The sequence below is a fragment of the Pseudonocardia sp. DxW genome (genome assembly GCF_058448985.1).
Genome location: NZ_JBZFLK010000045.1, coordinates 1 through 23308 on the forward strand (window position 1 = coordinate 1; position 23308 = coordinate 23308).

Annotated in this window: 24 protein-coding genes and 1 pseudogene; 18 read left to right on the forward strand and 7 right to left on the reverse strand. The window is 70.7% G+C overall.

What is annotated here, in order from left to right; genetic code table 11:
• A partial coding sequence (locus tag ACVJO7_RS33265) for a hypothetical protein (RefSeq protein WP_491676249.1) occupies positions 1-289 on the forward strand: 289 nt, incomplete at its 5' end.
• Between the two features lie 230 nt (positions 290-519).
• Positions 520-1050 (forward strand): hypothetical protein, encoded by a 531-nt coding sequence (locus tag ACVJO7_RS33270; protein ID WP_491676250.1) that lies wholly within the window; start codon positions 520-522, stop codon positions 1048-1050.
• 414 nt (positions 1051-1464) lie between these two features.
• Here the strand turns inward: ACVJO7_RS33270 and ACVJO7_RS33275 are convergent, their stop codons facing one another.
• Positions 1465-1623: a hypothetical protein gene (locus tag ACVJO7_RS33275; RefSeq protein ID WP_491676251.1), complete on the reverse strand. Its 159-nt coding sequence runs from the start codon at positions 1621-1623 to the stop codon at positions 1465-1467.
• Between the two features lie 111 nt (positions 1624-1734).
• Between ACVJO7_RS33275 and ACVJO7_RS33280 the strand changes: the two genes are divergently transcribed.
• The 3 genes from ACVJO7_RS33280 to ACVJO7_RS33290 all read left to right on the forward strand — a co-directional run bounded on the left by ACVJO7_RS33280 (position 1735) and on the right by ACVJO7_RS33290 (position 5002).
• Positions 1735-2370 (forward strand): hypothetical protein, encoded by a 636-nt coding sequence (locus ACVJO7_RS33280; protein ID WP_491676252.1) that lies wholly within the window; start codon positions 1735-1737, stop codon positions 2368-2370.
• A gap of 252 nt (positions 2371-2622) precedes the next feature.
• The gene (locus tag ACVJO7_RS33285; protein WP_491676253.1) at positions 2623-4545 is read left to right on the forward strand and encodes an AAA family ATPase; all 1923 of its coding nucleotides are present in this window, start codon (positions 2623-2625) and stop codon (positions 4543-4545) included.
• A 262-nt stretch (positions 4546-4807) separates the two neighbouring features.
• Positions 4808-5002, forward strand: a complete 195-nt coding sequence (locus tag ACVJO7_RS33290) for a MerR family transcriptional regulator (RefSeq protein WP_491676270.1) — start codon at positions 4808-4810, stop codon at positions 5000-5002.
• 118 nt (positions 5003-5120) lie between these two features.
• On the opposite strand, the gene ACVJO7_RS33295 is transcribed toward ACVJO7_RS33290, so the two are convergent.
• The gene (locus tag ACVJO7_RS33295; RefSeq protein ID WP_491676254.1) at positions 5121-5723 is read right to left on the reverse strand and encodes a DsbA family protein; all 603 of its coding nucleotides are present in this window, start codon (positions 5721-5723) and stop codon (positions 5121-5123) included.
• A 300-nt stretch (positions 5724-6023) separates the two neighbouring features.
• Positions 6024-6326, reverse strand: coding sequence for a hypothetical protein (locus ACVJO7_RS33300; protein ID WP_491676255.1), 303 nt, complete (start codon positions 6324-6326; stop codon positions 6024-6026).
• 347 nt (positions 6327-6673) lie between these two features.
• Here ACVJO7_RS33300 and ACVJO7_RS33305 point away from each other — a divergent pair, with 347 nt between their 5' ends.
• Positions 6674-7111, forward strand: a complete 438-nt coding sequence (locus tag ACVJO7_RS33305) for a single-stranded DNA-binding protein (protein WP_491676256.1) — start codon at positions 6674-6676, stop codon at positions 7109-7111.
• A gap of 286 nt (positions 7112-7397) precedes the next feature.
• Positions 7398-7601 (forward strand): annotated as a pseudogene (locus ACVJO7_RS33310) (WhiB family transcriptional regulator); the annotation flags it as partial.
• A gap of 20 nt (positions 7602-7621) precedes the next feature.
• On the opposite strand, the gene ACVJO7_RS33315 reads toward ACVJO7_RS33310, so the two are convergent.
• Positions 7622-7756, reverse strand: coding sequence for a hypothetical protein (locus ACVJO7_RS33315; protein WP_491676272.1), 135 nt, complete (start codon positions 7754-7756; stop codon positions 7622-7624).
• Between the two features lie 137 nt (positions 7757-7893).
• Here ACVJO7_RS33315 and ACVJO7_RS33320 point away from each other — a divergent pair, with 137 nt between their 5' ends.
• Together ACVJO7_RS33320 and ACVJO7_RS33325 are read left to right on the forward strand one after the other, a co-directional pair.
• Positions 7894-8871, forward strand: a complete 978-nt coding sequence (locus ACVJO7_RS33320; protein ID WP_491676257.1) for a bifunctional DNA primase/polymerase — start codon at positions 7894-7896, stop codon at positions 8869-8871.
• 191 nt (positions 8872-9062) lie between these two features.
• On the forward strand, positions 9063-9299 hold the full coding sequence (locus tag ACVJO7_RS33325) for a hypothetical protein (protein ID WP_491676258.1): 237 nt from the start codon (positions 9063-9065) through the stop codon (positions 9297-9299).
• Positions 9300-9486: 187 nt separating this feature from the next.
• On the opposite strand, the gene ACVJO7_RS33330 is transcribed toward ACVJO7_RS33325, so the two are convergent.
• The 3 genes from ACVJO7_RS33330 to ACVJO7_RS33340 form a co-directional block, all read right to left on the reverse strand.
• A complete protein-coding gene (locus ACVJO7_RS33330; protein WP_491676259.1) occupies positions 9487-10899 on the reverse strand; it encodes an IS1380 family transposase in 1413 nt (470 codons plus the stop codon).
• A 123-nt stretch (positions 10900-11022) separates the two neighbouring features.
• Positions 11023-12486: a helix-turn-helix domain-containing protein gene (locus ACVJO7_RS33335; RefSeq protein ID WP_491676260.1), complete on the reverse strand. Its 1464-nt coding sequence runs from the start codon at positions 12484-12486 to the stop codon at positions 11023-11025.
• Between the two features lie 350 nt (positions 12487-12836).
• Positions 12837-13277: an XRE family transcriptional regulator gene (locus ACVJO7_RS33340; RefSeq protein WP_491676261.1), complete on the reverse strand. Its 441-nt coding sequence runs from the start codon at positions 13275-13277 to the stop codon at positions 12837-12839.
• A gap of 52 nt (positions 13278-13329) precedes the next feature.
• Here ACVJO7_RS33340 and ACVJO7_RS33345 point away from each other — a divergent pair, with 52 nt between their 5' ends.
• The 9 genes from ACVJO7_RS33345 (at position 13330) to mobF (ending at position 23192) form a co-directional block, all read left to right on the forward strand.
• A complete protein-coding gene (locus ACVJO7_RS33345; protein WP_491676262.1) occupies positions 13330-13587 on the forward strand; it encodes a helix-turn-helix domain-containing protein in 258 nt (85 codons plus the stop codon).
• Complete coding sequence (locus ACVJO7_RS33350; protein WP_491676263.1) at positions 13584-13904, forward strand: hypothetical protein; 321 nt, start codon at positions 13584-13586, stop codon at positions 13902-13904. Before ACVJO7_RS33345 ends, ACVJO7_RS33350 begins: the two co-directional genes overlap by 4 nt.
• The gene (locus tag ACVJO7_RS33355; protein ID WP_491676264.1) at positions 13883-14119 is read left to right on the forward strand and encodes a hypothetical protein; all 237 of its coding nucleotides are present in this window, start codon (positions 13883-13885) and stop codon (positions 14117-14119) included. The genes ACVJO7_RS33350 and ACVJO7_RS33355 overlap by 22 nt, the downstream gene beginning before the upstream one ends.
• Positions 14120-14191: 72 nt before the next feature.
• Complete coding sequence (locus tag ACVJO7_RS33360) at positions 14192-14641, forward strand: WhiB family transcriptional regulator (protein ID WP_491676265.1); 450 nt, start codon at positions 14192-14194, stop codon at positions 14639-14641.
• Positions 14638-15183: a hypothetical protein gene (locus ACVJO7_RS33365; RefSeq protein ID WP_491676266.1), complete on the forward strand. Its 546-nt coding sequence runs from the start codon at positions 14638-14640 to the stop codon at positions 15181-15183. Before ACVJO7_RS33360 ends, ACVJO7_RS33365 begins: the two co-directional genes overlap by 4 nt.
• On the forward strand, positions 15180-17072 hold the full coding sequence (locus ACVJO7_RS33370) for a type IV secretory system conjugative DNA transfer family protein (protein WP_491676267.1): 1893 nt from the start codon (positions 15180-15182) through the stop codon (positions 17070-17072). The genes ACVJO7_RS33365 and ACVJO7_RS33370 overlap by 4 nt, the downstream gene beginning before the upstream one ends.
• The gene (locus ACVJO7_RS33375; RefSeq protein WP_491676268.1) at positions 17069-17749 is read left to right on the forward strand and encodes a hypothetical protein; all 681 of its coding nucleotides are present in this window, start codon (positions 17069-17071) and stop codon (positions 17747-17749) included. Before ACVJO7_RS33370 ends, ACVJO7_RS33375 begins: the two co-directional genes overlap by 4 nt.
• Positions 17750-17844: 95 nt before the next feature.
• Positions 17845-18600: a hypothetical protein gene (locus ACVJO7_RS33380; RefSeq protein ID WP_491676269.1), complete on the forward strand. Its 756-nt coding sequence runs from the start codon at positions 17845-17847 to the stop codon at positions 18598-18600.
• Between the two features lie 260 nt (positions 18601-18860).
• Positions 18861-23192, forward strand: coding sequence for a MobF family relaxase (mobF, locus tag ACVJO7_RS33385; RefSeq protein ID WP_491676271.1), 4332 nt, complete (start codon positions 18861-18863; stop codon positions 23190-23192).
• Positions 23193-23308: the final 116 nt, after the last annotated feature.

A 23308-nucleotide genomic window follows, 5' to 3' on the forward strand; every position in this document is an offset into this window, starting at 1 on the left:
GCGCTCACGCATCTCGTCGCTGAACTTCCTCGGTGCCGGCACGATCGCCACCCTTCCGTGGGATCAGAGCCTCCACCACTCCCGGGGCGCTTCAGTGGCCGCCTACCTCGTCCAGCTCAACGAGTGGGGCTACCAGCTTGCGCCCATCGAACAGCTGATGGTCGATCCGCAGGCGAACATTGTGATCGACGGTGACCCGGCCCCTGAGGAGCACATCGCCACGGTGGACGTCGCCGAACCGAGCGACGCCGTCGAGCCGGAACCGTCCGGTCAGGTCGGGACAACGTGACCGAGACGGCGGTGCCCGCCTCGTGAAGAAGGGCCCGGCCATCGGGTGGTGACTCCGCATGGCCGGCCCCCGCGGTCAAGGGCGCTGCGCGTCGCCTGCGGTGACAGCCCTCCGGGCTGCCCCTGACCGAGGTGGCAGGCCATGCCTCGAGGGCCGCGCAGTGGCGGGGAGCGTCCCGCCACGCGGCGGCACACGGGTCCGAGTGCCGGTCGAGACTTCAGGAGGACGACATGGACGTCATGGAGAAGTGCGACAGCGCGCGGAACACCGAGCGCGACGACGCCCGCCAGGGAGCCGCCGGAGCCGTGCAGGTGATGGGTATGGTGCTGCGGGTGGCCGGACCGGTGGCCTGCCGGGTGGACATGCAGTTCGCCGGCACCCTGGACCGCCAGCTCGGCCTGTCGATGGGGACCGTGCTGGTCTACCTACGGAGCCACTACACCGCGCTCAAGGTGGCCCGGGCCTGGAGCTCCGCGGCGCCGCTGGCCGCATCCCTGCCACCCGCGCTCGCGGGGCGCCGAAAGGGCGTGATGGCACCGACCGGACCGTGGTCGACAGCGACCATGGTCCGTCTCGGTGGAGCGCCGAACGTCACCGGCGGCCTGATTGAGCCCCAAGCAGGCACAGAGGCCTCCCGGATGCTGCGCCTGCGCGTCGGTCCGCTGGTGTGGGAGCTCTGCGATGCGGCGTCGTATGCAGCAACTCTGCGAGGCTGGAAACTGGCCGCAGAGATGCTGGCGGTCGACAGCGACGACCTCTGAGTGCGGACCCGACGCCCGGACCTGACAACGGATCGGCTGATTGCCGGGTAGGCATGGACGTGTTGGGACGTGTCCGCACAGGGCCCAGTCCGCGTGCCCGGTCGGATCCTCGAGCTGACACGCAAGATCTGTCAACGCCGCTCGAAAATTGACCCCTTGTCGCCGCTCGGGTTCCACTCCGGGTCAGTTTCAGGCGGCGCCGACAAGATCGCGGTCCGTCGGGGAACAGCCGGGGTAAGCGGCTCCGCTGTCCATCGTGATCACGACGTCGGACGCCACGATGATCAGCTTCCTCGGATCGGGTGAGGGCCCGAATCATTACTATTCAAATTGCTCCCGCTGGCCGCGCCGGCCGCGCGGCCCTGTCGGACGACGTAGGCGGTCCTGCGCCACACCGGTATCCGGGTCGAGGAACTACTCGAGCTGACGCACCTGTCGATCCGGCAGTATCGCCGCCGCGACGCCACGGTGCTCCCGCTGCTGCAGATCGCGCCGAGCAAGACCGACGAGGAACGCATCCGGCCCTGCAACCCGGAGCTGACCACGACCCTCGGCCAGGCTGATCACCTTCATCTCTCTGGAGGGGCAGGTCCCGCTCCGCACCCGCCGCGACGTCCACGAGCTGGTCTACCCCGCGCCGATGCCGTTCCTGTTCCAGCTGCGTGAGGCGGGCCGGTCCCGGTGATGTCCTACGGCACCGTCCGCAGCTCGCTGCTCGAGCTGGCCAACGACGCCGCGCTGCGCGACCAGGACAGCCACCCGCGGGCGTTCACCGCGCACGACTTCCGCCGGCTGCTCATCACCCCGACATCGTCAACGCTGGCTTCCCCGATCCATCTCGCCGCCAAGCTCGTCGGGTACAAGAACATCGAGGTCACCCGCGGCTACACCGCGGTCCATCAGCAGGACGTGTTCGACGCCTACGGCCGGTTCATCGAGCAGCGCCGGTGGCTGCGCCTCTCGGATGAGTACCGGGAACCGACCCAACAGGAGTGGACCGAGTTCGTCGAGTACTTTGGGCAGCGCAAGATCGCGGTCGGCAGCTGCCGGCGCCCCTACGGCGCCGACTGCGTCCACGAGCACGCCTGCATCCGCTGCGACTTCCTCAGATCGACCCGCCCAGGCCAGGGCCTGCACGAGGTCCGCGGACAACCTCGCCCCACAGGTCCAGGAGGCCAGGCGACCCAGTGGCTCGGCGACGTCTCCCAGCTGCGGCTGACCATCGAGCATGCCGACCGCAAGGCCGCGCAACTCGACGAGCTCCTCGCGGCTGCGGCGGATGACACCGATGTTGTCTTCGCACAAGCATTCGACCGCTGACCGTCCCCCAGCGGACCAGTCGTCGCAGCTCGGGTGCACGTCGACGGAACCGTCGGCCCCCACGGCTACTGTGATCGCCACGGAAACAGGACGCCCCGGGCACATCGCAGGGCGACGGGCTCCGGGGCGGGTATTCCTGATTGGCGTCTGGAACCTACCTCGACCACTGCACCGGATGCACTTCCGCACCCGGATCGAGTGGCGCTTGTCGCGCAAGAGACCGCTCAGGGCCAGGCGCAAGGAGATCCACCTGTGAGGCTGATCGACGCCCACATCACGAACTACCGCCCCGTGGAGGACAGCAGCAAGTTCGAGGTTGACCCCAAGGTCACCTGCCTCGTCGGCAAGAACGAGGCAGGAAAGACAGCTCTGCTGCAGGCGCTCTATCGCCTGAACCCCGTTGAGAAGCTCGATCCTCTCGACGAGGTCGTGGACTTCCCGGCGAAGCGTTCCCGCGACCGCCGCCAGCGAGCCCAGGGGGACAACGACCTCCCAGTCGTCCACGCGACGTTCGAGCTCGCCGACGACGACCTCGCGGTCGTCACCGACGATCTCGGCGAGGGAGCGATGCGGTCGAGGACGTTCACGCTGACCCGCACCTATCGAGGGCCCGACGGCGGCACCTGGAGCATCCCGGTCGACGATGCTGCGATCACCGCACACTTCCTCGCACAGCTCGACCCCACCACGCAGGAAGCCGTCGGCGAGCCCACCACGGTCAAGGATCTCGTCGCGGCGATGACCGCAGCCGGAGAGCTCCCCAAGGCCGCCGCGGCCCTGCTGGAAAGGCTCAAGGCCTGGGGCGGTGAAGGATGGCGACTCGCGCACCATCGGATCGAGCCCCGGCTCCCGCGGTTCGTCTACTACGAGAACTACGACACGATGCCAGGCAAGGTCGCGGTCCCCGCCTTGATCCGTCTGCGCGACACCGACGCGTTGACGCGAGGTCAGCGAGCCCTGGTGAACCTGCTCTCGATGGCCGACGCTGAACTCGAGGACTTCACCCAGAACGACCACCACGAACGCCTCCTGCGCAACGTCGAGAACGTCGGCAACACCATCAGCGAGGAGGTCTTCGAGTACTGGACACAGAACAGAGATCTGTCGGTTCAGCTCAAGCCGCTACCCCCTGAAGCTGGGGCACCCGCGCCCCTGAACGAAGGCACCAACCTGCAAGTCCGAGTGCACAACGCACGGCACGGGGTGTCGGTCCCCTTCGACGAACGCTCCCGCGGGTTCGTCTGGTTTTTCTCCTTCCTCGCCTACTTCGACCACCTTGAGGCAGACGACGACGAACGCCCGCTGGTCCTCCTGCTTGACGAGCCGGGGCTGTCGCTGCACGGTCGGGCGCAACTGGACCTTCTGCGTCTGATCGAGAAGAGACTGGCCCACCATCAGGTCATCTACACCACACACTCTCCGTTCATGGTGTCGCCGGATCACCTCGGACGCGTCAGAACGGTCATTGACCACGACCCCGGCGGCACTACGGTCTCGGCCGAGATCTTCAAGGCCGACGACGACACCGCCGCGCCGCTGCTGGCGGCGATGGGCGTCGAGATGAGCCAGACCCTCTTCGTCGGACCTAACGCGCTGCTCCTCGAGGGGCCCAGCGACCTGATCTACATCGACGTCCTGAACGGCACGCTCGGCGAATCCAGCAGGACGACCCTCGACCCGCGCTGGGTCAAGGTTCCTGTTGGGGGCGCCGGGAAGCTCTCCACGTTCGTCACCCTGCTCGGCGCGAACAAGCTGAACGTCGCAGTCCTCATCGACTCCAGTACCAAGGACCAGGGCGCGCTCAAGCGCCTGCAGGACAACGAGCAGATGCACCCCGACGCGCTGATCAAGGTAGGCCAGATCACTGGTCAGCCGAACGCGGACATCGAGGACGTATTCGACATCGACTACTATCTTGCCCTTGTCAACACTGCCTACGTCAACGAGTTCCCGTCTCCGATCACCGAAGCCGACCTCAACAGCAACATCCCCCGGGTGGTCAAACGCATCGAGGAGTACTTTGAGAACAACGGCATCAACGGGGGGCACTTCGATCACTACCGGCCCGCCGCTGTCCTGACACGAGCCGGCGCCTCGCCCGGCACTCCGAGCGCCGACACCCTCGACCGAGCAGAACAGCTCTTCACCATGATCAACGCCCTCATCGAAGCGTGATAGTTGCGACGATGGGGCCGTGCCTGGACGCGACCGTGACGAGCTGATCGAGTGGCTGCGCCAGGAGGTGAGCGCCTCCTGGCGCGGTGACCCGGATGCCTCTGTCGCCGATGAGCTCATCGCTGACTGCCGACTGGAGGCTGACCGGGACGCCACCCAGGAGTGATCTGACCAAGTCGAAAGTGCAGACAAGCTGCTCGAGAGTGACGGTTCCGCTCAGGAGCTGTTGGTCATGCGCTCCACGATCGGATCTCATGTCGACATGAAGTCAACCGTCCTGACGATCGGCGAGGAGTCCGAACGGTTCGGACTGGCCCCGCACGTCCTGCGGCACTGGGAGGCGGAAGGCTCTCTCTCGGTCCCGGACGAGCAGCGGGTACCGGAGCGATTCACGGACCGATCTTTGCCGGGTGGCGGCGATCGTCAACGCCAAACGGGCAGCGCTGTCCCTCGATGACATCCGGGTCCTACTCAACGGCGGGACCGATACCCGAGGCCCGGCTGCGCCCCACTGCGACGCGCTCGCCCGCAGGACCGCCGAGCAGCAGACGGCCTTGGATCTGCTCGACCAGGTCCTAGCCTGCCGACACGGCGACCCGACCGACTGCCCTCGGTTCAGGGACCTGCTCGCCGAGCAGGCCGGGACGGGTCAGCTCCGCCGGGGAGCCGACCCGGTAGAGGCCTGGAGGTGGTCGTCGGTCAGCTCCTGGCCAGGGCATTGTCGAGCGCTGTGGTGAGGTCGTCGTAGGACCGCGGTTGGAGCTGGTGGCCGTCGACGAAGAACGTCGGCGCACCCCGCACCCCAGAGCCAAGCCGGCCTCGCGGTCAGCAAGGACACGCTCGAGCGTGGCCGGGTCGTTGTAGGCGGCCTCGCAGCGGGCCATATCCATGCCGAGCTGCTCGGCGTAGCCGAGGAAGCGGTCGTCCCTTGGGACCTGCTGCTCGCCCCACTCCGTCTGGGTCTCGTTCGTCAGCTTGTACATCCTCTCCAGCTGTCGCCGCTGCGCGGCGGCCTCCACCGCGCGGGAGGACCGCTCGCCGTTGATGTGGCCGGGCGCGGGGAAGTAGCCGATGACGAAGTTGACCCGGTCGCCGTACTGCTGGCGCAGCTGCTCGATCGCCGGGTACACGGCGCCACAGGCCTCGCATTCGAAGTCGAGGAACTCGACGAAGTTCACGGTCGAGCCGGGCGCTGTGGACAGTCGATGGCGCTATCGGGCCGGACCGCGACCGAGGCGGCCTCGGTGCTGGTGTCCGGGGCGTCATTACCGAGGCGCGTGAAGGCGAACATCACGGCCACGACGAGGACGAAGATCCCGACGACGAGCAGGGGCAACGTCGTGTTCGGGCAGACCGACCGATCGCCGCCCGTCGGGGAGGGGTTGCGTCCGAGCCGACTCGGGACGAGCTCGGCCCCTTGGTTATCGACGTGCAATGCCGATGCGGCAATTCATTGACCGGATCTGGCTACCGAGCCGTCACCGGTCCCGCTCTCCGCGCTTCCATCGCCGGATCGCCTCACGTATCCCGGCCGCCGGATCCTCGGCCGGCGCTCTCTTCCTGTTCCGGGTGCGCTCGTGAGCTGCCTCGATCGCCCGTCGACGTCGCTCCTCCTGCAACCACGCGAGATATGCCCGGCCCTCGTCGGTCACGACATGGTCGGCGTCGACCATGTCGTACCGGCGTAGCCAGAGCAGCACCGATCGCGGTGCGGCCTCGGCCGTCATCCTCCCCGCGACGAGCCGGTACAACGTCACACGTTGCAGCGGGGTGAGATCCACGCTGGCCATTCTGCCCTGGTTAGAGGTGGGCGTCACCGGGCCGATCGCCTCCTCGACGTGTCGGGATCGCGGAGCCGCCGCCAGTGGTCCGCCCGAGGTAATCGGGTCCGGCAGGAGACGCCCGAAGGGTCAGCACACCCGGCGGGAGCGGTCGATGAACCCGTGCCCATCCATCGCCGGTGAGCCCGCGCACGGGCAGAGCGTTGCCGCCTCCGGCGGCCGGCCCTGACCCGGGACCCGCGCGCGGGCACGACCGGGATGGACGAGCCGGAACCCCCGACAGCCCCCACCGAGCGCACTGAGGCGGAGCCGCGTCACCAACCGGCACCGATCACTCGGAGGACACCATGAGCGGCTTCGAAATCCCCGTCACCATCACCGGCCACCTGGGCCAGGACCCGAAGTTCTACTCCAAGGACGGCAGCACCAGCGCGGTCCGGCTCTCCGTGGCCTACACGCCGCGCGAGTTCGACCGCCGGCGCGGCGAGTGGGTCCAGCGCCCGACCGTCTGGCACGACGTGGTCGTGTTCGGGCAGCTGGCCGACAACGTCAACGTGAGCTTGCACAAGGGCGACCCGGTCATCGTGGTCGGGAAGCTGCGCGACAACTCCTACACGCGGGAGAGCCGCCAGGAGGGCGGTGAGGACATCATGATCCGGCGTACGGACCTGCGTGCCGACTACGTCGGGCTGGACCTCAACCGCGCCACGGTCGCGGTCACGAAGAACCCGCGCCCGGAGCGTCAGCCGGAGCCGGCCGAGCAGGAGGCGCAGCCCACCGGCTGATCCCGGTCGGCCGGGGCGCCCCGCGGAGGCGTCCCGGCCGATCCGCCCGGTCCGGCCAGCCGCGCTGCCGGGCCTCGCCCGAGCATGCCCGGCGTCCCGACCCGGTCCAGGCCCTGCGCTGCGCTCCGGCCGCACGCGGTCGCCTCCGGCGAGCCCGGACCGACTCCGGTCCGCCGGGTTCGGGCGTCGCCCACCGACGCGACGACTGCCGGCCACCAGGGACCGGCGGCGTCGGTGCGGCCGGTTCGTCGTCGACGAGCAGGGCGAGGTCGAGAGGACGTCCGTCATGAACTGGCGACACGACGCACGCTGCCGCACCTCGGATCCCGAGTTGTTCTTCCCCGCGCCGGGTGGTGGGACGGAGACGCACCGGCAGATCCGCCGAGCCAAGGACGTCTGTGACGCGTGTCCGGTACGGATGCCGTGCCTGTGGTGGGCGGTCGAGCACAAGCAGGCGTTCGGGGTCTGGGGTGGATCGACGGCCCGGGAGCGCCGGAGTCTCGGCCCAGGTCAGGCTCTGCCGGAGCCGGCCGTCGAGCTGGAGATCACGCCGGACATGTCGTCGAAGGACCGGCGGATGGTCGGTGTGGCGTTGCTCGGTCGTGGGGTCCGCCGGGGCGAGGTGGCGGCGAGGGTCGGTGTCACGCTGCGTACCGTCGACCGTTGGATCGCAGACGGACGCCGCACACCTGTCGACGGGCCTGGGACGGCGGCCGGCGGCGACGGAGATCCCGATGGCGGTCGATCGCTGCGAAGCTCGAGGCGGCCGGGGAGCTCGGGAGGTGGCCGCCGTGCCGGATGAGCATCGGCAGGCATCGGGCGGATCCGAGCTCGACCGGTTGCGCCGTGCCGCGCTCACGGCCGCCGCTGCCGGTCTTGCGGTGTTCCCGCTGCGGTCGCTGTCGAAGATCCCGGTCCTCCACGGTGAGGCCGACTGCCTCCACCGCGGCATCTGCTCGGACGGGCACCGCGGCTGGGAGCAGCGTGCGACGACCGAGCCGGACCGGGTCCGACGGTGGTGGAGTCGGGAGGCATTCAACCTCGGCATCGCCTGCGGCCCGTCGGGCCTGGTCGTGCTCGATCTCGACACGGCCGAGGGACACGGCGGTGACCGCGCCGCTCCGAACGGTCGGGGCGCGTTGGATGCGATTGCCGTACAGCGGAACCGGATCCTGCCGCGGACGTTCACCGTGCGAACGCCGACCGGTGGTCACCACGTGTACTTCCGCCAGCCGACCGGGTCTGAGCTGCGCAACACCCAGGGACTGCTCGCACGGCGGATCGACACGCGGGCGGGCGGCGGCTACGTCGTGGGTGCTGGGAGCGCCCTACCGGCCGGCCACTACGAGGTCGTCTCGCAGTCGGCTGTCGTGGTGCTGCCTCAGTGGATCGAGGATCTCTTTCGTCCGGTGCCTCGGCCCGCCGTGACTGGCGAGACAACCTCGGTGGGTGGTCGCGCGTCGCGTTCCTATCTCGCCGCGATCGTCGCGGGCGAGACCGACGGTGTCCGCGGAGCGGCCGTCGGAACTCGCCAGTGGACGATCTACTGCGCCGCCCGCACCCTCGGCCGGCTGGTCGGCGCTGGCCACCTCGACGCGACCATCGCGGCCACCACTCTCGTGGACGCCGCGACGGTGCACGTCGGCATCCACGGCATGACCGTTGAGGAGATCGACCGCGCCGTCCGGCGCGGCATCGCCTACGGATGGCAGTCGCCGCGGCTTCTCGGATCCGAGGGGAGCAAGCCGACGGCTCCCTGAACGCGGCGCGAGTGGCCGGGCTCGGTGACGGGTGGCGAGGTGGGCCTCCGGTGCACGGTGCGGGTGGATCGCCCCGCAGGGTCAGCACAACCGCGGTGGGGCACCGCGTCGATGAACCCGGCCGACCCATCCCGGTGAGGCCTGGTCGCCTCGCGTCGGATCACTGCAGTCGAGGAGGAGGCCACACCGGGATGGGCCAGCCGGAACCCCCGACGTCCCCTTTCGGGGACCCCACCACGGCCGCGCTGAAGAACACCGCGTTCCACCCGCACCGAGCACCGGAGGCCCAGATGTTCCCCAGCGCACTCACCAGCGACCGCGACGCTCTGATCGAGCAGGACCTCGCCGAGGACGAGATCTTCCACCGCGGCGGCCCGTACCCGGTCGAGGACAGCTTCGACGACGACGGCGGTGAGCCGCCCTTCTAATAGCGCATCGGACCCGCCGGGACCTCCTGGCGGGCCCGATCTGTGCTCAGCCTGGATCCACCGTTTGGCGGGCGTCGGTTCGTTCGGCGCCGTAGTTGATCATGTGGCTGCGTCTGGGCGTGGGTGATCGGCCGGTCTGCCCGGCGTTTCCACTGTGGTCCTCGGGTCGGGCCCTGGTCGGGCGTGGTCAGGTGGCGGCTGGGAGGGGGTCGTGCAGGGCTCGGCGGAACAGCTCGTCGAGTCCGGGTTGCCAGGGCCAGGACCGCGGTAGGTGCAGCACGAGCCGGCCCGCGGAGCGGGCGATCCGTGCGGCGACGTTGATCAGACGGGCGCGCAGGGTGGCGGTGCGGGCCCGGGCGTGGCCGGTGCCGGCCAGGGTCGCGGCGGCGCGGGCGAGGTTGTGGGCGATCGCCGCGCAGACCAGCCAGGCACCGTTGGCGCCGAAGTGCCCCGAAGGCAGGTGCGCGAGCGCGGAGTTCTTCAGGTCGGCGATGACCTGCTCGATGATCGCGTGGTCGCGGTGAGTGGCCTCGGCGGCGAGCATCGGGGCGTCGTTGTCGGTGAAGATCGCGTGGTAGCGGTAGGCGGCGAACAACTCGCCCTGCTCGGCGCCGAGCTCGCCGGCCAGGTGTGTGGCGCCGGGACCGTGGTGGGCGGGGTTGAGACGGCGGACCCGGCGCACGATCAGCCGGGCGGTGAGCTGCTGGTTCTTGCGGCGTCCGGTGAACGCGGTGAAGGTGGTTTCGGCGACCTCGGCATCAGAGATCCAGCGCTGCTCGGTCTCGTCGTAGAGGGCGTGGCGGTAGCGGATCGGGGTCCAGCAGGCCTCGTCGATCGCGGCGATGGCCCGGCTGACCGCCGGTGTCTGGCGGGCGGTGAGCGAGAAACACGCTCCGGCGCGGCGGCAGGTGGCGACGATGTCGTGGCCGTAGAACGCCGAGTCCGCCCGCACCAGCACCCGCCCGCCGGCGCCGGCGCGGCGTGCGGTGGCCAGGGTGTCGGCGAGTAGTTTCGCCGCGCCGCGCACCGAGTTCGCCGATCCCTTGCGCAGCCGGGTCCCGGCGATCACCGGTGCTGAGGTGGGGGTCGAGAGGGTGGCCAGCAGCGCGTTGAGCCCGTTGATTCCGGTGTAGCCGCGCCCGCGGCCCTGCTTGGCGTAGCCGTAGGTGCGGCGCACCGTGTCATCGAGATCGACGAAGACGTACTGGTCGGCCCCGGCCAGCACCGGTGTCGCCGCGGCCAGGCGGGTCAGCAGGGCGGCGGCGACGGCGTCGAGCTGGCGGACATGACCGAAACGGAACCGGCGGAGGAAGGTGCCCAACGTTGACGGGGCTCGGACCTGGTCGAACAGTCGTCGCATCCCGCCGTGGCGGAGCAGGTCCATGTCCGAGATCAAGTCCGCGCCGGCGACCATCCCGGCGATCAGCGCAAGGACCTTCACATCCGGGTTCGCGCCGGGCACGCTCAGCCGGGCGCGCAGCAACTCGCCGAGCTCGCACCGGGCGGCCAACCCCAGCACCGGAACCAGCCCGGCGCACGACACGAGATTCGGATCGTCGAACCGCGCGCTGACCGCGCGCCGGGCATGGGATAGTCGCATCCAGCGGATGCCCTTCTCTGATGTGACCGATGGACCCTCAGCAAGTCCTATCGTCCCAGCTCAGAAGGGCATTCGTGCGTTACGACCCACCCTCACCCGCAGTTTCCAGCGGTGGATCCAGGCTCAGGCCAGGATCTCGTCGCGGTGCTCCCACGCGCGCCGCAGGATGCACGCGCCCGGGGAAGCCATCGGCTCCCGGGTCAGGAGCCGCTCGACAGTCTCTGCGGTGAACGGCAGTCCCTCGGACACCGACGTCGAGTCCGCCGCGGTCACCAGCTCGCCCTCGGCGTTGATCTGGACGGTGTTGCCGAACAACGGGTCGAACACGTCGTCGTCGAGGACGACCACAGTCAGGAACGTCGCGGTCAGGGTGAGCGTGTCCAACCCGACGCCGAGAAAGTACGGGCGGACGCGGTCGTCCTCCCTGGCGGCTTCCATCGAGCGGTAGAGCGGCCAGTTCTCGTAGTCGAGGGGCTCACCGGAGCTGCCGTCGCGCTCGGGCTCGCCGAGCAGCTCCTCGGAGAACTCGCGGACCATGCCGCGCCACAGGCTGAAGTCGTTCGCCCGGTCCCAGCCTGCCACGCTCGAGGGCTGGAACTCGCCCGCGGGGATGAGGCCGTAGATCCCGGCGGCGGTGGCGACCTTCGCGGGATCCCGCCAGTGCAGCAGGAACGTCGCCTCGCCGGTCGCCCGCCTGCGTCGCAGGGTCAGGGTCTCGACGGCGGGCATGACGAACCGCCGCCGCAGATCGAACGGATCCCCGACCAGCGTCCGCAACGGGAGATTGCTCCAGGACGGCGGGCCGGCCTTCGCATCCTGAACGTCGGCGAGTTCGTGGGCGACGGCCTCGGACAGGTCGAGTTTGTCGAAGTAGGTGGCGAGCCCGAACTCGAGGCGTCCGCCCTCGCCGGTGAGGTCGACGTCGAGCAGGCGGTAGCTGGGCCGGTTCTCGAACAACTTCGGGGCGTCGAGATAGCGGATCGCGGAGGTGTATCGGCTGAACCTGCGGCCCGGGGCGCGCAGCGGGAGCACGCTGCAGGCCTCCGGTTCCGTGCCGGTGACCTCGGCCCCGACCGTCTCCGAGTTCCACGTGAGCTCGATCCGGTCCAGCGGGATGGGACGCTGCGGCATCCACGACGGCGCGGCCATGAACGGCAGGTCGCCGATGCGCAGGCCCGCGGCGTAGAGGCTCGATGCCGCCCGTGCCAGGTCTCCGCGGGACCGGTTCAGCCGCCGCCGCGTGCGGCACCAGGCCTGCTGGCTCTCCTCCACCGCGTCGGTCTCGCCGACCAGCGCCGACGTCGAGGGCGGCGCGACCGGCCGGAGCAGGTCGTCGGAGAGCCCGAGTCGCGCGGGCCGGACGCCGAGTTGCTGGGAGATGCGCAGCAGCATCTGGACGTCCCGTACCTCGCGCTGCCCGTTCTCGATCTTCGAGATGTAGGACTGGTCCATGCTCAGCAGCTGAGCCAGGTCGGCCTGGTTGAGGCCGTTCGTCTGCCGGTACTCGCGCAGGATCTCGGCGAGCAGCCCGGTGTTGAGCTCGACCTCGGCACCGGTGGTGGGGGAGAGCCAGGAGTCGTCGGCCACGTCAGCTCGCCTTCCGGTGCTTCGCGAATGGGAATCCTCGACGACGTCGAGCCTAGATTCTGCCGCCGACCTACGGGGGCTGAACCCGGAATCGAGGGCGCTGACCAGCGCGTATGCCTGGCCGTCCTGATCGGAGATCGCTCATGCCGCGCCGTCCTTGGACCGGCGCGCGGCCAGGCCGGACTCTCGGTTCATGAACGACGACCACCGCCCCGAGACGCGTCCCGCGACCGGCCCGGCCGCTGCCGAGCAGAGGGCCGTACCGAGAGCTGACGGCGAGGACGTCCGGCGCCTGCATGAGCGTCTGGACTCTCTCGAGGCCCGCCTCGCCGAGGCCCGGGCCGAGCAGCTCAGAGCGTTAGCCGACGCTCGAGCTCGTCGATCTTCTGCCGGAGCTCGACGACCTCCTCCTGCAGCGACGTGAGCGTCGCCAGGACGGGGTCGGTCCGCTCGTCGTCGTGCAGCTCGGGGGTCTCACCGACGAGCACCTGGGTGATGTAGCGCCCGGGCCAGCCCAGCGCCTCCGAGACCGCGACGAGGGTCTGCGGCCGGCGCTTGCGCGGGTTCAGGTTGTGCTGCAGCTCGCGCACCGTCGTGATCGACACCCGGGCGCGCGAGGCCAGCTCGAGCTGCGTCATCCGCAGGTCGGACAGGCGGCCGTCGATCGCCGACGCGACGGCATCCCAATCCTCACCGGCCTCACGAGTATCGCTCACGCCGCGATCGTACGACCCGGGACCGCTGATATCGAGCCGGATCACCGACAACTTCATCACCAATGTCGGCAGCAACCGTTGCTAGCATCAATATTGATGGTTATTAGCGCTAGTTAGGAGCGGGTTCATGGATCAGCACCAGAGGGATCAGCGGCAGGGTCCCGGCGGGCCGCCGCGGTTCTACAGCGTCGCCGAGGTCGCGCGGATGTTCGGGATGTCGTCGATGACGCTCTACCGGGCGATCGCCGACGGCCGGTTCCCCGCGATCCGCGTCCGCGGCCGGCTCATTGTCCCGGCCCGCGCCGTCGAGGGGATGGCCGACGCTGCGGTCGCCGAGGGGACCGTCGTCGACGCCTCTCGCTGGGTGCAGGGAGCGGTGGGATGAGCCGCCCGCTCAGGACCTTGGACGAGGCGCTCGACCAGTTGCAGCGTCGCCGCGACGCCGCACTCGCCGCTGCTCCCGGGCCGGACCGCGCCCGGCGGCTCGCCGAGGCCTTCACCGACGAGGCCGAGTTCTGGGCCGGCCTCTTCCGGCGGACCCGCTCGCGCCCGATCTGGCGTGCCGCCCTCGCGGCGGAGGCCTGGGCACGGCACAACGCCGCCGTCTGGCGCGCCCGGGCCGAAGGGCGAGAGGTCATTCCTGCTGTGGGTGTCGCCGTGGCCGGGGAGGTGGAGCAGCGGTGGGAAGTGTCGGGCTACTGATCCTGTTCGCGATCGTCGGCGCCGCGATCTGCGCGAAGGCGCGCTCATCGGTCGGGGCGGTCGCCTTCGCGGTCCTCGCGATCGTGCTGTTCGTGACCACGCCTGTCGGGGACGGGCTTCCCGGCGCGCTCTCCACCTTCATGTCGGCGTTCGACGACGCCGCCACTCCGGCCCTGCACCGCGAACCGGGCTCGGGCCCGACCGAGGGTGGGTGACCCGTGTTGACCACCAGCGCTCCGCTACCGGGCACGTCCTCCCGCCCCACGACACCCGACGGGAGAACTCCGATGACCCCACGCAACGACGACCACCGGACCGGTCGGTCGCGGGACTGGCGAGCGTTCGCGGCTTGCCTCGGCGTCGATCCCGAGACGTTCTTCCCGACCGTGGACCGCGGCCCCGAACGACGGGCGCAGGAGGCCCGGGCGCGGGCGGTCTGCGCCCCCTGCCCGGTGCGCGCTGCCTGCCTCGACTTCGCCCGGGACTGGTTGCCGCACGGCATCGCCGGAGGGCTCACCTCGGGCGAGCGCCGGAGCCGTCAGCGACCGATCCCCGCCGGCACCCGGGATCGTGCCGCGGTCATCGCGGCCGGCCGCGCCGCACTCCGGGGCGGTGCGAGCATCCAGGACGTCGCCGACCGCTTCGGAGTCACCGAGCGGACCGCCGAACGCTGGTCCGCACTCAACAAGCGCCCCCACCGGCCGGCCCCGCACGCGGGCAACGGGGGATCCCGATGAACGCCGCAGAGCAGCGGGCCCGGCGGATCCACGCACGAGCCCGGATGCGCCGGCTCACCGAGCAGGTCGCGGTCACCGCGTTCGCCGGTCGGATCGTCGAGGTACCGATCCCGAGCTTCACCGTGTTCGCCGACCGCCAACTCGACGACCCACTCGCGGGCCTGCGGGCGGCCGACTTCCTGCGAACCATCGCCACCGAGGCGATGACCGACTACGCCCGCGCCACCCGAGCGGCAGGCCGCACCTGGGCCGAGATCGGTGACGCGCTGGACCTGGCCGAGGACCGAGACCGAGCCGTGGCCGCGTTCGCCTGGCTGGTCGAAGGCCGTACACCGACCGACCCGAGCGACCAACCGGTGCCCCTGTCCCGGCCGCCGGCGACGGGGTGGCGGTGCGGCAGCTGCAAGCAGCGGATCCGCGACACCGGACCCTACGACCCGAACCCGATCGACCACGAGACCGGCCACGCCGACGACTGCTCCCGCCACCGGGCCGACGTCGCGGCATACCAGTCCCGCATCCGCGCCGAGGACCGCTCGTGACGACGACCGTGCTCATCCTGCTGCTGCTCATCGGCGTCGCGGTCGCGTTCTGGCACTCCGATCGGCGCTCGACCGCGGCGCTGTTCGGGACGGTCGCGCTGCTACCCGCGACGACGGTCGCCCACGTGCTCGTCGTCGTGCTGCCCTGGCCGCTGCTCGCCGCCGGCGGCGGGCTTGTTCTGATCGTGGTCTGGCATCGCTGGTCGCGTACCGCGGCGACGGTGACCCGCTGGTCGGCCCGCTCCCGTCGCAAGGCCGGGGTCGCCTCGACCTGGGACGTCGCGCGCCTGGCGTCCGGCCCGGCGATGCGCCGCCGCGCGGCAACGGTCCGGCCGAGCACCTACGGCGACGCGTCCCGCTGGACGCGCTGGTCGCTGCCGGTTCCGGACGTGGCCGTGCAGCTGTGCCGGACCGGCCTGGTGCGGGTCTGGTCGCTGATCGAGGACGTCGTGATCGTCTTCGGCGGACCGCGCGCCGGAAAGACCGGCTGGCTGGCCGGGCGGGTCATCGACGCCCCCGGCGCCGTGGTGGTCACCAGTACCCGGACCGACCTCTACGACCTCACCCGCGGTCTGCGCGGTGGGCGGGGCCCGGTCTACGTGTTCAACGCCGTCGGCCTCGCCGGGCTGGAATCGACGATCACGTTCGACCCGCTCATCGGGTGCACGGACCCGGTGACCGCGGTCGAACGAGCCGGTGACCTGCTCGCCGCGACCGGCCGCGGCGGCGCGGGGGACCGGGAGTTCTGGGAGGCCCAAGGCCGCCGCGTGCTCGCGGCGCTGCTGCACGCCGCCGCGCTCGGCGGCCAGTCCATGGTCGAGGTGCAGGGCTGGGTCGCGAACCCGGCCGAGGCCGAGCGCGACGTGCTGATGCTGCTGCGGCGCTCGAAGGACCCGGCCTTCTCCCAGGACGCAGCCCAGTTCGTCTCGACCAACGACCGCACCCGGACCTCGATCACCAGCTCGATCATGCCCGCCCTCGGCTGGCTGACCAGCCCCGCCGCGGCATCCGCCGCTGGGCGCGGCCGCCCGTTCGACGTCGGCGCGCTCATCGACGACCACGCCACGGTCTACCTGCTCGGCGGCGAGGAGTCCCAGGCCGCACCGCTGGTGTGCGCGCTGACCGGACACATCGCCCGCGAGGCCCGACACCTCGCCGCGCACCGTCCTGGTGGCCGCCTGGACCCACCGCTGCGCCTCGCACTCGACGAGGCGGCACTGATCTGCCCGGTACCGCTGGAGAAGTGGACCGCCGACATGGGCGGCCGCGGGGTGACCATCGTGTGCGCGTTCCAGTCCCGCGCCCAGCTGCTGGCCCGCTACGGCGAGCACGACGCGGCGACGATCCTCAACAACACCGGCGCGGTGATGCTGTTCGGCGGCACCCGCGACCGCGACGACCTGCAGTTCTGGTCCACCCTGGCCGGAGAGCGCGATGAGAGGATCACCACCACCGACCTGCACGGCCGCGTGGCGTCGAAGACCGTCCGGAAAGTCTCCGTCCTCCCGCCCGCGCAGATCGCGAACCTCCCAGCAGGGAAGGTCGTCGTCATCCGGCGCGGACTGGCACCGGTGATCGGCCGGGCCCAGATGGCCTGGTGCCGCCGTGACGTCCGCCGCCTCGAACACGCCCAGTCCCGGGCGGAGTCCGACGCGGCGCGGGCGCGCTGGCTGTTCGCCCTGCGCCTGCGCGGCGGCGAACTCCTCGAACGAGCCCTCGGCCGACTGGCCCGCTCCTGGCCTGCCCAGTTCAGCACGCCGGCCGCACGGATCCGGAACACCAACACGATGATCCGCCAACTCCGCGGAATCCGGAACGCAGCCGGACAGGCCGAGGACTGCACGGTCGACCACATCGACGACGACGATCCGGGCCGGTGGGACCGATGAAACACCCCGAGCGCGACGACCGCTACGCCACCGCCGCTGACCTCGGGAACCTCGTCCGGGAAGTCGACGAGCTCCGCAGAACGGTCGGCGCGGTCGCGACGAGCGCCGGCCGGATCAAGGATCTCGCCGCCCGCGTCGCCGGGCTGGCTGAGACCGTCCACGACCTCCAGACACGACCCGGTGTGACACCACCGCCGTCCTGGCTCAACGCACCCACCGACACCGGCTGGGTGTCCGAGCAGCTCGACGAGCTCGCCGGATGGATGCAGACGATCTACCTGCGCTACACCGACGCGGCCCAGTCGCTGCCGGACTGTTGGTGTTTCCACGCCGACGTCGTCGAGGAATTGCTCTGGCTGATGCACGCTTGGCTCGCCGCCTTCCAGGGCAGCAAGGCCTCGGTCCAGCTCGTCGGCGACTGGCACGACCGACTACGCCCAGGCGTCGTCCGCCGCATCCGAGCCACCGCCGGCACCTGCTCGCCCGAGGCGCACCTGGTGCGCGAGGGCTGGCGCCAGGTCGTCACCGGCGCTCCGCCGCTGCCCGCCGAGAACGACCTCACAACAGTCGCCACCTGGTGGGCCGACGACCGCGACAGCCAAGCACCCGAACCCTTAGGCGCCCGAGCGTACGCGTTCGGCAGTGCGCTCGACGGCACCCGAAACGACGAGCGATGACCGCCACGCCCGAACCCGACTCCCACCGACGCCGCCGGGCCACGACCACAGCCGCAGTCTGGATCCCCGGCCTCGCGGTCGCCGTCGGAGCCGCCGTGGCGACCGCACACGGGCTGTTCGAGGTCGCCCTCGCCGCGCGCGTCCCAGCCGCAATCGCGTGGATCTACCCCCTGATCACTGATGGCCTCGCCCTGGTCGCCTACGCCGCCTCCGCACGTCTGCACAGCTCCGGTGCCCGCTACGCCTGGTCGGTCGTGATCGTCGCGGCCGGCCTGTCCGGGATCGCCCAGGCCAGCTACCTCGCCTCCGACACCGCGATCGACGACGGCGGGACGCTGGCGATCAGCCCCGCGCTGCGATTCGGGGTAGGCGCCTGGCCGGCGATCGCCGCCGCCGTCGTCGCGCACCTGCTCTACCTGCTCGCCACCGCCGACCGGACCTCGGTAGCCGACGACGTGCCCGCGCCGGGTGCGCTGACCGACCACCGTTCAACCCCGGACCGTTCAACCGCAGGTGTTCAGCCCCGGTTGAACGGCGACCGTTCGATCAGACCGGCAATGAACGCCGGGCCCTCGGTGGACGCCGCCGCTGAACAGCCCGAGGACGAGCCGGCTCGGGGGCAGTCGGCACCCGTCGACGCGCCAGCGGAACCGGCCGAAGCTCCGGCGCGCGAGCGCGCCAGAGACGCCGCACTACGCCACATCCGCTGCCACGGCGACTGGCCCACCGTCACCGAGGTCGAGACCGCCTCCGCCGTCTCCCGCGGCACCGCCGCAGCCGCCCTCAAAGCCCTACGCGACCAGACCAACCCGCTGCACCTCGTCACCGGCGACAACGACACCGAGGCCTGAACCATGATCACGACCGACACGAGCCACCGACCCGCCAGCGAGCTCCCCGCCGCCGCGACACCGACCGAGAACGACACCAGATCCGAGCGGCACTACTCCGGACAGCGCAAGAGAAAAGCAAGATCAAAGCGAGCACACCTTGGCATCACGATCCGACGGAGCGCTCCGGCCTCCGGCTGTCCCGGTATCCGGCCTCGCGAATCCAGGTCGGCTGACGCTGCGCGACCCGCCGCCCCGGGGCGGTTCCCGTGCTGAAGGTAGTGAACGGCTACAGCCCGGACTACCTGTTGAAGGAGGTCGCGACCGGGCGGGAGAACTACTACACCGGTGCGGTCGCCGCTGGCGAGCCACCGGGCCGCTGGTGGGGTGCCGGGGCGGAGAAGCTCGGCCTGACCGGCTTGGTCGACGCCCAGGACATGCGCGGCCTCTACGAGCGATTCCTAGACCCCCGCGAGGAGGGGTTCCGGGATCCGTCCCGGTGGGGCGAGGTGCCGACCCTGGGTCATGTCGGACGGCGCTACCTGTCCGAGGACGAGTTGTACGCGTCCGCTCTTGAACGGGAGCCGGACGCCGTAGCTGAACGCCGCGCTGAACTCCGGACAGAGGCCGGGAAAGCCGCCCGGCACAACGTGGCGTTTCTGGACGCGACGTTCAGTGTGCAGAAGTCGGTGACGCTGCTGCACACGGCGTTCGAGGCGCGCGAGGTCGCCGCCCGCAAGGCGGGGAACGAGGAGGTCGCGGCGGCGTGGGGTGAGTTCCGCACGGCGGTGGAGGATGCGATCTGGGCGGGCAACAACGCCGCCCTGACCTACCTGTCGGACAAGGCCGGGTACTCGCGGATCGGGCACCACGGAGGTGCGGCCGGGCGGTGGGTGGATGCGCACGACTGGGTCGTGGGCAGCTTCTTTCAGCACGACTCGCGGGATCGGGACCCGCAGCTGCACGTGCACAACACGATCCTGAACCGGGTCGAGTGCCCGGACGGGACGTGGCGCACGATCGACTCCCGGGCGGTGCACCGCTGGCGCGCCGGAGCGGGCGCTGTGGGGGAGCGGACCACTGAGGAGCGGCTGACTGAGACGATTGGGGTGCTGCTGGCGATGCGTCCGGACGGCAAGGCCCGCGAGATCGTCGGCGTCTCACCGGAGGCCATGTCGCTGATCAGCACGCGTCGGCATGCGCTGACGGCGAAGGCGGCGGAACTGGTCGCGGCGTTCGAGGCGCGTTACGGGCGCGCGCCGAACGGCTACGAGCACGAACGCCTCACCCAGCAGGCCACCCTGGCCACCCGCAAAGCCAAGTTGCACGACGGCGAGTCCCGCGACGAGCTGCTGGGCCGGATCGAGACCCGGCTGCGTACCGACATCGACGGCGGCCTGGCGGGGATCGCCGACGCCGCCCTCGACGCCCGCACCGAGCAGCGCGAACCGATGACGTTCCACCCGCGGGCCGTGATCGAACTGGCCCTCGAAGACGTGAAGTCGCGCAAGGCCGGTTGGACCCGCTCCGACCTCACCCGCGCCATCAACAACGCGTTGCCCGATCACCTCGGGACCGCCGACGGCACTGATGTTGCGCGGCTGCTGGACCAGTTGACCGACGCCGCCCTGGAGCACGCCGTCCCGATGGAGACCGCCCGCCCCGGACACGATCTGCTGCCCGACGACCTACGTCTCGCGAACGGCCAGTCCGCTTACCGGGCACCCGGCGGGGCCCTCTACTCCACACCGGACCAAATCCACACCGAACGGATGCTGCTGGCCGCGACCCGGCACCGCGACGGCCCCAGCCGCACCACCCAGGCTGCCACCGGATTCTTCGACCGGCTGTGCGAGGAGGGCATCGAGCTCGGGGTCGACCAGGCTGCCGCGGTGCGCGGGGTGCTCACCTCGGGTGCCCGGGTCGAGACCCTGGTCGGGCCGGCCGGGACCGGGAAGTCGTTCGTGGTCGGTGCGCTGGCCCGCGGCTGGACCACAACCCGGCCCCCGGGGACGCGGGCGCCGCGGGTGTTCGGGCTGGCGACCAGCCAGGTCGCCACCGACGTCCTGGCCGCGGAGGGCCTACGCGCGCGGAACGTCTCCTCGTGGCTGTCGACCCTGAACCGGCTCACCACCGGAGCCGCCGAACGCCGTGCCCTCGAGGGTGACCAGGTGTGGCAGCTGCGCGACGGTGACCTGGTGGTCGTCGACGAGTCCGCGATGGCCGACACCGGATCGCTGGCCGCGATCCACCGGCACGCCGAGCACGCGGGGGCGAAGCTGCTGCTGGTGGGCGATCAGCGTCAGCTCGCCGCGGTCGGTGCCGGCGGCGGGATGGACCTGCTCGCCCAGGCTGGGGCCCGCTACGAACTCACCGACGCCCGCCGCTTCACCGCACCCTGGGAACGCGAGGCGTCGCTGCGGCTGCGCGACGGCGACGAGACCGTGCTGCGGACCTACCACCAGCAGGGCCGCATCCTCGACGCCGGAAGCCGCGACCACGCCGAAGCCTCCGCCGCCCGGGCCTGGCTGGCCGACACCCTCGACGGGCATCCGTCGGTACTGCTGGTCGACACTAACGACCAGGCCGCCCGCCTCTCCGCGCAGCTGCGCAGCGAACTCGTCCGGCTGGGCCGAGTCGAGGAACATGGGGTGTGGCTCGGCCGCCAAGGGGTGATAGCCGGGGTCGGGGACCTGGTCCAGGCCCGCGCCAACAACTGGGACCTCGCCGGCATCGAGGGCAACCGGCGTGGACCGATCAACCGCGAGACCTACCGGGTCACCGCCGTCCGTGACGACGGCGGACTCGAGGTCACCACCGACGCCACTGCCAGCGGCGCGGGGGAACTTCTGGTGCTGCCGGCGTCCTACGTCGAGCGCGACCTCGCGCTCGGCTACGCCAGCACCGTGCACGCCGCCCAAGGCACGACCGTCGACACCACCCACTCCGTGATCACACCCGCCACCGGCCCGGCCGCCCTCTACGTCGGCATGTCCCGCGGACGGCACAGCAACACCGCCCACGTCACCACCCGCACCGGGCCCGACGACCCCGCCGACGGCAGCCCCCAGCGGCACCAAGTCCACCGCGACCCCGTCGCCGCACTCGCCTCCATCCTCGACACCGCCGACCGAACCCGGCCCCGCTCCGCCCTGGCGATCGCCAGCGAATCCGCCGCCGACGCCACCAGCATCCGCACCGCCGCCGAGCTCCTCGCCGACGCCGCCCACCTGGCCTCGATCGAACGCACCACCACATCGCTGGACCGCATCGTCGCCGACGGCACCATCACCGACGACCAGCGCACCCGCCTCGCCGCCGAAGACGGCGCCGCCACCCTCACCCGCGTGCTGCGCCGCGCCGAACTCGCCGGCCACGACCCCCACGAGGTCCTCCGCCGCGCCGTCGACGATGGTCCGCTCACCGGCTCCCGGAATCTCAGCAATGTCCTCTACAGCCGCATCCGCGACACCCACCGCTTCGATCCCATCGGGGAAACCTGGGCCGACTGGGCACCACACACCGACAACCGAGAGTGGGCGCGCTACATCGACGCCCTCGCCAGAGCCGCCGACCAACGCACGCTCGAACTCGGCGAAGCCGCCGCGAACCAGCCGCCCGACTGGGCGATCGCCGCGCTCGGACCCGTCCCCACCGATGCACGGGACAGAGCAATCTGGAGCATCGACGCTGGCCGCATCGCCGCCTACCGGGAGATGCGCGGCCACGACGACCCCGACGACGCACTGGGACCGGCACCCAAGCCCGGCCAGGTCGAGGAATTCGCCGCCTACCGCGCGGCGTGGCGTACTCTCGGCCGACCCGACATCGACCGCGAGCACCTCGAGCTGTCCAACGGCCAGCTCCGGATGCGCGTCCGCGCCTACGACCGCGAACACGCCGCCGCCCCCCGCTACGTCAGCAACGAACTCGCCGGAACCCGCCAAGCCGCCGACGCGCACCGCCACACCGCCGCCCTGCGCAGCACCGAAGCCGACAACATCACCGACCCCGACGAACGGCAACGGCTCCTCGACGACGCCCACCGCGCCAGCGCCCTCGCAACAACGCTGACCAGCCGCGCCGAGCAACTCCAGGTAGTCGACGAAGCCCGCACCCAGTGGCTGCTCCACACCTCCCAGACCCGGATTCAGGCCGAACTGTCCAAAGCCGAACTTGCCGCGCGCGACGCCGACAGCGACCCCGACACCCGCGTCACCGCAGCCGAATGGAAGGCCGCCCACGACGCTGCCGTGATCGAGGAGGAGCAACACCGCGACATCACCGAGACAGACATGCATGAGATGCACGCCGAGGACCACGCTGAGGAGCCTTCCGTCGATGCGGGTCTTCACGACCCGATCGATGTCCGTGAGGAGGCTGCGCGACGCGAACCTCAGACCCGCGAAGACACAGTTCGCGTTCCGTCTCCGGACGAGACCGAGGCCCACCTCGACCATGCGGGCCGGATCCTCGACGAGATGAGCAATCGCCGATCCGCCGACGAATCCGAGCAAACGGAACGCGCCGAGCAGCTGGCCCGCTGGCACGGCGACGGACCCGTCTCCGAACAGGTTGACAACGACGAAGCAGCGCACGAGTCGGGGGCATGACGTCCCAGGACCACGCTCTCAGACCCGAATCCGTGAGTAGCCGCCGAGCTGATCATGACGGCGAGAAGTTGATGTTGTTCGGGTCGCGGATCGGCTGTCGAGCAGCGCGGCAGCCC

Excerpts from the sequence above, each read along its gene's own strand:
- ACVJO7_RS33330 (WP_491676259.1), bottom strand. The coding sequence starts at position 10,899 with ATGCGACTATCCCATGCCCGGCGCGCGGTCAGCGCGCGGTTCGACGAT.
- ACVJO7_RS33280 (WP_491676252.1), top strand. The coding sequence starts at position 1,735 with ATGTCCTACGGCACCGTCCGCAGCTCGCTGCTCGAGCTGGCCAACGAC.
- ACVJO7_RS33290 (WP_491676270.1), top strand. The coding sequence starts at position 4,808 with ATGAAGTCAACCGTCCTGACGATCGGCGAGGAGTCCGAACGGTTCGGA.
- ACVJO7_RS33325 (WP_491676258.1), top strand. The coding sequence starts at position 9,063 with ATGGGCCAGCCGGAACCCCCGACGTCCCCTTTCGGGGACCCCACCACG.
- ACVJO7_RS33275 (WP_491676251.1), bottom strand. The coding sequence starts at position 1,623 with ATGAAGGTGATCAGCCTGGCCGAGGGTCGTGGTCAGCTCCGGGTTGCA.
- ACVJO7_RS33345 (WP_491676262.1), top strand. The coding sequence starts at position 13,330 with ATGGATCAGCACCAGAGGGATCAGCGGCAGGGTCCCGGCGGGCCGCCG.
- ACVJO7_RS33360 (WP_491676265.1), top strand. The coding sequence starts at position 14,192 with ATGACCCCACGCAACGACGACCACCGGACCGGTCGGTCGCGGGACTGG.
- ACVJO7_RS33375 (WP_491676268.1), top strand. The coding sequence starts at position 17,069 with ATGAAACACCCCGAGCGCGACGACCGCTACGCCACCGCCGCTGACCTC.
- ACVJO7_RS33350 (WP_491676263.1), top strand. The coding sequence starts at position 13,584 with ATGAGCCGCCCGCTCAGGACCTTGGACGAGGCGCTCGACCAGTTGCAG.
- ACVJO7_RS33270 (WP_491676250.1), top strand. The coding sequence starts at position 520 with ATGGACGTCATGGAGAAGTGCGACAGCGCGCGGAACACCGAGCGCGAC.
- ACVJO7_RS33365 (WP_491676266.1), top strand. The coding sequence starts at position 14,638 with ATGAACGCCGCAGAGCAGCGGGCCCGGCGGATCCACGCACGAGCCCGG.
- ACVJO7_RS33305 (WP_491676256.1), top strand. The coding sequence starts at position 6,674 with ATGAGCGGCTTCGAAATCCCCGTCACCATCACCGGCCACCTGGGCCAG.